This is a genomic window from Streptococcus sp. ST14, from assembly GCF_046098195.1.
Classification (GTDB): Bacteria; Bacillota; Bacilli; order Lactobacillales; family Streptococcaceae; genus Streptococcus.
The window spans coordinates 55,599-63,264 of the sequence record NZ_JBJUSF010000011.1 but is presented as its reverse complement, the minus strand read 5'-3'; the positions used below and the strand labels follow the sequence as shown (position 1 = coordinate 63,264).

Annotated in this window: 11 protein-coding genes; all 11 read right to left on the bottom strand. The window is 41.5% G+C overall.

Translation table 11 applies throughout. From position 1 onward, the window contains the following. Positions 1-143: 143 nt before the first annotated feature. Positions 144-917 carry an inositol monophosphatase family protein gene (locus ACIY19_RS05265; protein ID WP_045617406.1) on the bottom strand — a complete coding sequence of 258 codons (774 nt, stop codon included), beginning with the start codon at positions 915-917 and terminating at the stop codon, positions 144-146. After that, positions 907-1,185 carry a UPF0223 family protein gene (locus ACIY19_RS05260; protein WP_409002871.1) on the bottom strand — a complete coding sequence of 93 codons (279 nt, stop codon included), beginning with the start codon at positions 1,183-1,185 and terminating at the stop codon, positions 907-909. Before ACIY19_RS05260 ends, ACIY19_RS05265 begins: the two co-directional genes overlap by 11 nt. Then, the gene (locus tag ACIY19_RS05255; RefSeq protein ID WP_045617408.1) at positions 1,186-1,587 is read right to left on the bottom strand and encodes a Spx/MgsR family RNA polymerase-binding regulatory protein; all 402 of its coding nucleotides are present in this window, start codon (positions 1,585-1,587) and stop codon (positions 1,186-1,188) included. Between the two features lie 220 nt (positions 1,588-1,807). After that, positions 1,808-2,425 (bottom strand): TIGR01906 family membrane protein, encoded by a 618-nt coding sequence (locus ACIY19_RS05250; protein WP_045617409.1) that lies wholly within the window; start codon positions 2,423-2,425, stop codon positions 1,808-1,810. Then, positions 2,415-3,188 carry a TIGR01457 family HAD-type hydrolase gene (locus ACIY19_RS05245; RefSeq protein ID WP_409002870.1) on the bottom strand — a complete coding sequence of 258 codons (774 nt, stop codon included), beginning with the start codon at positions 3,186-3,188 and terminating at the stop codon, positions 2,415-2,417. Before ACIY19_RS05245 ends, ACIY19_RS05250 begins: the two co-directional genes overlap by 11 nt. 10 nt (positions 3,189-3,198) lie before the next feature. Continuing rightward, the gene (locus ACIY19_RS05240; RefSeq protein ID WP_409002869.1) at positions 3,199-3,936 is read right to left on the bottom strand and encodes an acyl-ACP thioesterase domain-containing protein; all 738 of its coding nucleotides are present in this window, start codon (positions 3,934-3,936) and stop codon (positions 3,199-3,201) included. A 4-nt stretch (positions 3,937-3,940) separates the two neighbouring features. Next, a complete protein-coding gene (hemW, locus tag ACIY19_RS05235) occupies positions 3,941-5,071 on the bottom strand; it encodes a radical SAM family heme chaperone HemW (RefSeq protein WP_409002868.1) in 1,131 nt (376 codons plus the stop codon). Between the two features lie 73 nt (positions 5,072-5,144). Beyond that, positions 5,145-5,543: a YtxH domain-containing protein gene (locus ACIY19_RS05230; RefSeq protein WP_409002867.1), complete on the bottom strand. Its 399-nt coding sequence runs from the start codon at positions 5,541-5,543 to the stop codon at positions 5,145-5,147. A gap of 15 nt (positions 5,544-5,558) precedes the next feature. Then, positions 5,559-5,942 (bottom strand): DUF948 domain-containing protein, encoded by a 384-nt coding sequence (locus tag ACIY19_RS05225; RefSeq protein ID WP_268700020.1) that lies wholly within the window; start codon positions 5,940-5,942, stop codon positions 5,559-5,561. After that, complete coding sequence (lgt, locus tag ACIY19_RS05220; protein ID WP_409002866.1) at positions 5,943-6,731, bottom strand: prolipoprotein diacylglyceryl transferase; 789 nt, start codon at positions 6,729-6,731, stop codon at positions 5,943-5,945. Then, positions 6,724-7,659 carry an HPr(Ser) kinase/phosphatase gene (gene hprK, locus ACIY19_RS05215; protein WP_000115193.1) on the bottom strand — a complete coding sequence of 312 codons (936 nt, stop codon included), beginning with the start codon at positions 7,657-7,659 and terminating at the stop codon, positions 6,724-6,726. The genes lgt and hprK overlap by 8 nt, the downstream gene beginning before the upstream one ends. Positions 7,660-7,666 lie beyond the last annotated feature (7 nt).

Below are 7,666 nucleotides of genomic sequence, written 5' to 3'. Positions count from 1 at the left end.
ATCAAAAAAGAAAGGACGAAATTTGTCCTTTCTCGAGCTTAGCTTTTCATCAACCCACTACAGTTGACAAAGAGCCGAAAGTCTCTTGCCTCGTCTTCTAGTATCGCTTCATATTTTTCAACAAATCCTTCTGGAAATTGCATTTAGTTCTCTTTCCTTTCGTAGATATAAGACTGAATCTCTTCTTGCATCTCGATTGGCACCATCATGACAGGCTGACGCGTTTTAAAATCAGCAGGCTCACCCGATACCGTAAGAAGACGATAACCCAGACTTTCCCCTAAGATACTGGCCGCAGCGTAATCCCATGGCTGCAGGTAGGTAATATAAGTCAGAAGACGACCTGATAAAACCTTGGCAAAACTAATGGCCGCACTGCCGTAGACACGGACACCCAACGCTGCTCGACCCAAATCCGCCAAGCCCCACTCATTGCTTTCAAACATACCTGAGTTACCGGCAACTAAAAATTCTTGAAGAGGTTTCTTTTTAAAAGGCGGTAAGGGATCATTATTACGACATGGAGGAAAGGCACCACCACCATGGTAACAATCACCTTTCATGACATCATAGATGACACCAAATTTGCCCACACCATTCTCAAAATAAGCCAACATCACGGCAAAATCTTCCTGCTGAGCGACAAAGTTATTGGTACCGTCAATGGGATCAATCACCCAAACAGAACCTTGACCTACTGCAGCACGTAAACAGCCCTCTTCCGCGCAAATCAAGTCCTCAGGATAGGTGGACTTGATCCGTTCAACCAAGAGTTCCTGGACCTCCTTGTCCAAACGCGTCACCAAGTCTGTAGGCGAAGACTTGCGCTCAACCTGCAAATCTTCTTTCATGTGAGCCAAAATATAGTCAGCAGCTTCCTGCACAATCTGTTTGGCAAATTCAAATTTAGTTTCCAAGAGAAATCTTCCCTTCTCTTTTTTCTTTTGCTAATTGAACTGCATGATAGAAGGAATAACCGCTAGCGGTTTCAAATTCGCGACCTAAGCGCTTTTCTTCACTTTTGCTTGGGACGACAGACTTAAATTCCTTATAGGAATTTAGCAGTTTTTTTGCTTCTACCTTATCTTCATAAGCAGCTTCAACATCATTAAAAAAAGAAAGCACTGAAGCAAGTTCTTCAGTGCTCCACGACAAATCTAGTGGGTAACTATACTGTTTGTTCATCTATCCAATACCAGCTCTCAATGTTGCTTCTTTTAGTTCTTGTTTACGGTAACTACGAGGGAGAAAAGCACGGATCTCATCTTCATTAAAACCGATCTGCATACGTTTGGTATCTATAATAATTGGGCGACGCAAAAGACTAGGATATTGCTCAATCAACTGAAGCAACGCCGATACTGAGATACTCTCTACATCAATATCCAATTTTTGAAAAATTTTTGAACGAGTTGAAATGATGTCATCAGTACCATTTTCGGTCAAGGAAAGAATATGTTGTAATTCTTTTCTTGTTAAAGGACTAGTCATAATATTATGCTCTTGAAAGGGCACTTTATGCGTCTCTAACCAAGCCTTTGCCTTACGACATGATGTACAACTCGGTGATAAAAATAGTGTAATCATGCTTTTCTCTTCTTTTATCTATACTTGCTATTTCTATTATACAAAAAAATAAAGCGCTTGACTAGGTATTTTTAGAAAAAAAGCCTATTTTTTCATAGAAAATAGACTGTTTTCTGCAAAAATCTCCTGCTTTGCAAGTTTATCTTTAGGATAACCTAACAATAAATAGGGAGTAGAGCAACTTCTCTCGTTTTTTATTAAAAATACAGAATTTTTTCCACTATTTCCTTGAAGCTTTGACAAGAAGGAAACTGAATATTCCTTCATACAAAACAAAGAAAAGTACAAAGGCATGGAGGAAGAAAATCTCTGGTAAAATCAGAATAACTCGATCCTTTGCTGGATCAAAAAGCCAAGTATCATCTCCCCAAAAGAGAATCTGATGGAAAAGCGTAAAAAATTGCTCGAACCCAATCAACACTCCTACAAGCCCAATGGCGAGAGGCAATAGCACTAGGGTCAGGATACTTTTACGATATAGTGCTAAAAAGCCTTTTTTGACAATCTTTTTAACAAAGAAATAGAAACTTGGAAGTGTCACCAAAGTGACCAGCTGAACCAAGTGGAAGAGATTCTTCACCACCGCAAAGTGGTGTAAACCAGCCGCTGACGAACGGAAATCTGGCGTCTCTAAGACCTGACTAAAGGGATTGGTCAGGTAATTCATCAAGATATGAAAATTGTACTGAATGGTTTCGGGCTTTAGATAGACTCGATCCGCTAAGTTCAGCCACTGAATCTCCATGGGATAGAAAATCCATGCCAGATAAATGGTTAAGAGAATAGAAATGGAAAGGAGAAAGAGCATACTTCCCCAAAAAGTCAGTTTAGTTCTCATCAAAATTCCACTCCGCAAGGCTAGACACCACATGAGTTGGTGCGATTGGCAGGTTCGCTACTTCTTCTGCCTTGGTAAAACCTGTCGTCACCAAGAGCGTTGGAATACCATTGTCAATCCCTGCTCGGATATCTGTCAGGTAGTTGTCCCCAACCATAAGCAATTCTTCTCTTTTCAAACCTAAGTGCTCAACCGCCTTGCCCATGATGATAGCATTTGGTTTCCCAATATAAACTGGTTTCACTCGTGTTGCCACTTCAAGTAGGGTTACCAGTGAACCAGCTCCTGGCAAGAGACCACGTTCCGTCGGGATATTGAGGTCAGGGTTGGTTCCGATAAAGTGAGCTCCCTTTTGGATAGCTAGAGTTGCTGTCGCAAATTTTTCATAGTCGACTTGCCAGTCCAGTCCAACTACCACATAGGCAGGATTTTGCTTATCTTCGACATAACCAGCCGCCTGAATGGCATCCTTGAGCCCAGCTTCGCCGATGACATAGACTGTCTTTTCTAGTCCCAAGTCATTCATATAGTCGATGGTTGCCAAAGTCGCTGTGTAAACCGTCGATAGAGGCGTGTTGATATTAAAATTCTGAGCCAACATCTCTTGAACGCTCTCAGGAGTACGAGTTGTATTGTTGGTCACAAAGAGGTAGGGAATTTCTCTTTTTTGTAACTCATGGACAAAAGCCTCACCCGCGGGAATTCGGTCTTTCCCCTTGTAAATGGTTCCGTCTAAATCAATTAAATAACCTTTATAAGCCATATCGCCCTTTCTAATTGCCTTCAATTTCTTGCCACGTAATCATAGCTTGGGCATTTATCTCGCCATCACTGATAATCTCATGCTTGCTTTCTAGTCCCTTGAGTTCATACGCTGAAGCAATCATTCCACCTGGTCGCACTTCTTTGACATATTTGAGATTGATTTTCTTTGGAATATACTTGGTCAAAAAGTCTGCTCCCATAACCTCAAAAATCCAATCCAAGTATTTACTGTTATTAACATGACCATTCATATCCAAGTCGTAAAAACGAACATGGTAGTCTTTACTGATTGGGTCTTCTAGATTAGCATACTTTGGCCCACGGATGAGTTTTTTATCAAACTCAGACTGGTAAGGCGCAACAATCCCCGGTTCGACAGCATGAACTTTCCGACTATCTCGGTCCATGAGAACAAAGGTTGCTACCATGCGAATGATTTCTTGACCTGCTTCATCATAGATAGTGAAACGGCGGTAGCAAAAAAGACGATTGTAAGTCAACGCTTCTGTTTCAATCGTAATCTCCTCAGCAAAGCGAGGCAAGCGAACCACGTCAATCGCATAGTCTGTAATAATCCAGACCAGATTGTAACGTTCTAACATATCCTTGTCGCTAACTCCCAGCTCAATCGACTGCATACCTGATACTTGCAAGGACAGCAAAATCACATCTGGAAGTTTGATATGACCGTTCATGTCCGCCATATCAAAAGGAATTTTCATTTTCATTTGATAAGTTAAGCCCATTGTTCTACTCCAAAATAAATCGTTCTGCTACAGTGTCTCCTAAAAAGAGACCTCTCTTTGTCATTCGGACACGGTCATCGTCAATCTGCATGAGACCTTGTTGAACCAAGTCTCTGACAATTTCTCCATATAATCCATCAAAGGACCGTCCGAATTTTTCCTCAAATCGCGCCATGGAAACCCCAGATTTTTTCCGGAGGCCTAGGAACATTTCTTCTTCCATCTGTTCCCTTTGACTCAGGTGTTCTTCTGTTATCCGAGCATTTCCTGCCTCTACCGCATTGAGATAGTGGCGGATAGGACCGTGGTTTTTATAACGCACTCCGTTCACATAACCTGAAGCACCCGCACCGATACCATAATACTCGGCATTATCCCAGTACATGAGATTGTGGCGACTTTCAAATCCGGGTTTAGAGAAATTGGAAATCTCATAATGCTCAAAACCAGCTCGCTCCAGTTCTGCGATGATGTACTCAAACATCTCCGCTTCTAACTCTTCCTTGGGTAGGGGCAATTTCCCACGTCTCATGCGGTTCATAAAGACCGTATGGTTTTCCAAAATCAAGCTATAAAGACTCATATGAGGAATATCAAGCGAGATAGCCTTAGCTACATTGTCCTTGACCTGAGCCATAGTTTGACCAGGTAGAGCGTAGATTAGGTCGATGGAGATATTGTCAAAACCGGCCAGTTTGAGACGGTCGATATTTTCATAAATATCCTTCTCCAAATGACTGCGCCCAATCTTTTTCAGCATTTTGTCATCAAAAGTCTGCACACCTAAGGAAACACGATTCACTTGCGAGTTTTTCAAAACCGCAATCTTATCCTCGTCCAAATCTCCTGGATTGGCCTCGATAGTCAACTCTTCCAAAACTGACAAGTCCAAGTTTTTAGTCAAACCATCCAAGAGCACCTCTAATTGCGGAGCTGACAAAGCCGTTGGCGTCCCACCTCCAATATAGAGGGTTCGCAATTTTTGGATATCATAAGAACGAAACTCCTCTAGCAGATGCTCCAGGTAACTATCTACTGGTTGATTCTTGATAAATACTTTTGAAAAGTCACAATAATAACAAATCTGTGTGCAAAATGGAATATGCACGTAGGCGGACGTTGGTTTTTTCTGCATAGTACTTATTATACCACAAAGACAGGCTTGCAGATAAAAATCACCATCTCCAAAAACCAGAGATGGTGATGCATTATACTTCAGTAATATCGATGATGATTTCTTCTTGGTCTTCTGCAACGTCTGGAGTTGCTGGCTGTTCTTGCCATTGCTCCTTGAGATTGTTAAAGGTTTCTTTTGATGCTTCTGTCGCTTGTCGTGCACATGTTTTGGCTTGATCAAGGACACTGTCAAAAGTAATTTCACCAGATTCTACTTGTTCCTTTGTTTTCAGCACAAAGTCCGTTGCTTGTTCCTTCACTTCTGTCAGTTTCTCACAGACTTGCTCTTTGGCATATTCTGGATCTTCTCTCAAATCATCTAGAAAATCTTGAGCTTGACTGCAAACTTGCTTGCCCTTGTCACTGGTTAAGAACAAGGCCAGAGCTGCACCTGAAACAGTTCCTAAAAGGATAGAGGATAGTTTTCCCATGAGATTTCTCCTTATTTATTTTTTGAAAAATTTACTTGCGACACGGAGAGCAGATAATCCCGCACCCGTCTTAAGTGTTTTTGATCCGGCTGATGAAGCTTTTTTGCTCAAGACACGCGCTTGGCTATTGAGGTCAGATACAGACTCAGATAAGTCTGCTACAGCCGTAAAGAGTGGATCAATCGTCGCAACTTTGATATTGATATCGTCTGCTAACACATTGACCTTAGCCAACAATTCATTGGTCTGATGCAAGGTAACGTCCACATCCGAGCTCAACGTTTTGATGGTTTTCTCTGTCTCATCAATCATACGACCTGCTTTTTGAATCGTAATTGTCAAATAGACTAAACAGACAATCAAAGCAATGGCAACAAGAATATAAGCAACTTCTAACATTTAGTTTTCCTCCTCTGTATGATAGAAAGGGGCTTTCTTTCGATTTTGATAAAGTATGATAAAAATACCGAGTCCGATAAGGACAACTGATAACCATTGGGAAACTCGCAGACCAAAGAACATGAGACTGTCTGTCCGCATCCCTTCGATGATCATACGACCAAAACCATACCAAATCAAGTAGAAAGCAGTGATATGACCACGTCTGATTCCCTTTAATTTTCGTCTAAAAATCAGAATCAAAGCAAATCCAATCAGATTCCAAACTGACTCATACAAGAAGGTTGGCTGACGGTAACTACCGTCAATGTACATCTGATCACGAATGAAGCCTGGCAAATAATCCAGACTATCTACTGCTGCACCGTAGGCTTCTTGGTTAAAGAAATTTCCCCAGCGTCCTAAACTTTGAGCAATCAGAACGCTCGGCGTCGCAATATCTAGAAAGTCCCAAGTATTGATTAGTTTTCTATCCGCAAAGATATAAAGTACAATAGCTCCTGCTATCAAACCACCGTAAATGGCCAAACCGCCATTCCAGATGGCAATCACATCACCTGGATTTTGAAGATAGTAATCTAAGCGGAAGAGTACATAGTAAAGTCTGGCACCTAAAATTGCAACTGGAAAAGCAATCAGGATAAAATCCAAAATATCATCTGATAGGATTTTCTTTTTAGGAGCTTCTTTCATTGCAAGATAGACTGCCAAGACCAAGCCTGCCACAATACATAGGGCATACCAACGAATGGAAAAAGGTCCGATTTCAAATGCAACTGGATTAATCATGTTTCACCTCATTTTGAGCGATCAGATTTGTCAAACGTTCTTCAAATAAACGCGTCGCATCAAAGCCCATTTCCTTAGCACGATAGTTCATTGCTGCCGCCTCAATAACAACAGAGATATTGCGTCCTGTTTTTACCGGGATGCGGATACGTGGAATAGCTACACCAGAAACTTCTAATTCTTCGGCATTGTTTCCTAGACGGTCAAAAGTCTTATGGGTATCGTAATTTTCCAAATAGACAGCCAGCTGAACTTGTGAAGAATCTTTTACAGCGCTTGCTCCATAGAGACTCATAACATCGATAATCCCAACTCCACGAATTTCAAGTAGATGCCTTAAGATTTCAGCAGGTTCTCCCCAAAGAGTCATCTCATCCTTAGAATAAATATCGACACGGTCATCCGCTACTAGACGATGGCCACGCTTCACGAGTTCAAGACCTGTCTCACTCTTACCGATACCACTATCCCCTTGGATTAAGACTCCCATACCATAGATATCCATCAAGACACCATGTACACTGGTACGTTTAGCTAAACGGGAATCAAGATAACTAGATAACTCTCCAGACAAACGGCTGGTTGCTGTTCGACTGGTCAAAATCGCAATTTTACATTCTCTAGCAGCCTTCAACATTTCTTCTGGAACCACCAAGCCACGGGCTACGATGACCGCTGGTGTTTCTGGCAGAAACATTTTTTTCAAAACTTGATAACGGTTTTGAGAAGGCATACTAACCAAATAGGACCACTCCTTCATCCCCAAAAGCTGGATCCGTTCTGGAGTGTAGTAATCAAAATAGCCCGTCATTTCAAGACCAGGTCTCGTAATGTCCGCTGTGTTGATTTCTTTTTCAAGCAATTCGCCTTCGCCGTATACAATATCTAGTCTGAGCTTTTCAATTACTTCTCTTACTAAAACCGACATAATTTCC

Coding starts and splice junctions, on each gene's coding strand:
- ACIY19_RS05255 (WP_045617408.1), bottom strand. CDS start 1,587: ATGATTACACTATTTTTATCACCGAGTTGTACATCATGTCGTAAGGCA.
- ACIY19_RS05260 (WP_409002871.1), bottom strand. CDS start 1,185: ATGAACAAACAGTATAGTTACCCACTAGATTTGTCGTGGAGCACTGAA.
- lgt (WP_409002866.1), bottom strand. CDS start 6,731: ATGATTAATCCAGTTGCATTTGAAATCGGACCTTTTTCCATTCGTTGG.
- ACIY19_RS05230 (WP_409002867.1), bottom strand. CDS start 5,543: ATGGGAAAACTATCCTCTATCCTTTTAGGAACTGTTTCAGGTGCAGCT.
- hemW (WP_409002868.1), bottom strand. CDS start 5,071: ATGCAGAAAAAACCAACGTCCGCCTACGTGCATATTCCATTTTGCACA.
- hprK (WP_000115193.1), bottom strand. CDS start 7,659: ATGTCGGTTTTAGTAAGAGAAGTAATTGAAAAGCTCAGACTAGATATT.
- ACIY19_RS05250 (WP_045617409.1), bottom strand. CDS start 2,425: ATGAGAACTAAACTGACTTTTTGGGGAAGTATGCTCTTTCTCCTTTCC.
- ACIY19_RS05225 (WP_268700020.1), bottom strand. CDS start 5,942: ATGTTAGAAGTTGCTTATATTCTTGTTGCCATTGCTTTGATTGTCTGT.
- ACIY19_RS05245 (WP_409002870.1), bottom strand. CDS start 3,188: ATGGCTTATAAAGGTTATTTAATTGATTTAGACGGAACCATTTACAAG.
- ACIY19_RS05240 (WP_409002869.1), bottom strand. CDS start 3,936: ATGGGCTTAACTTATCAAATGAAAATGAAAATTCCTTTTGATATGGCG.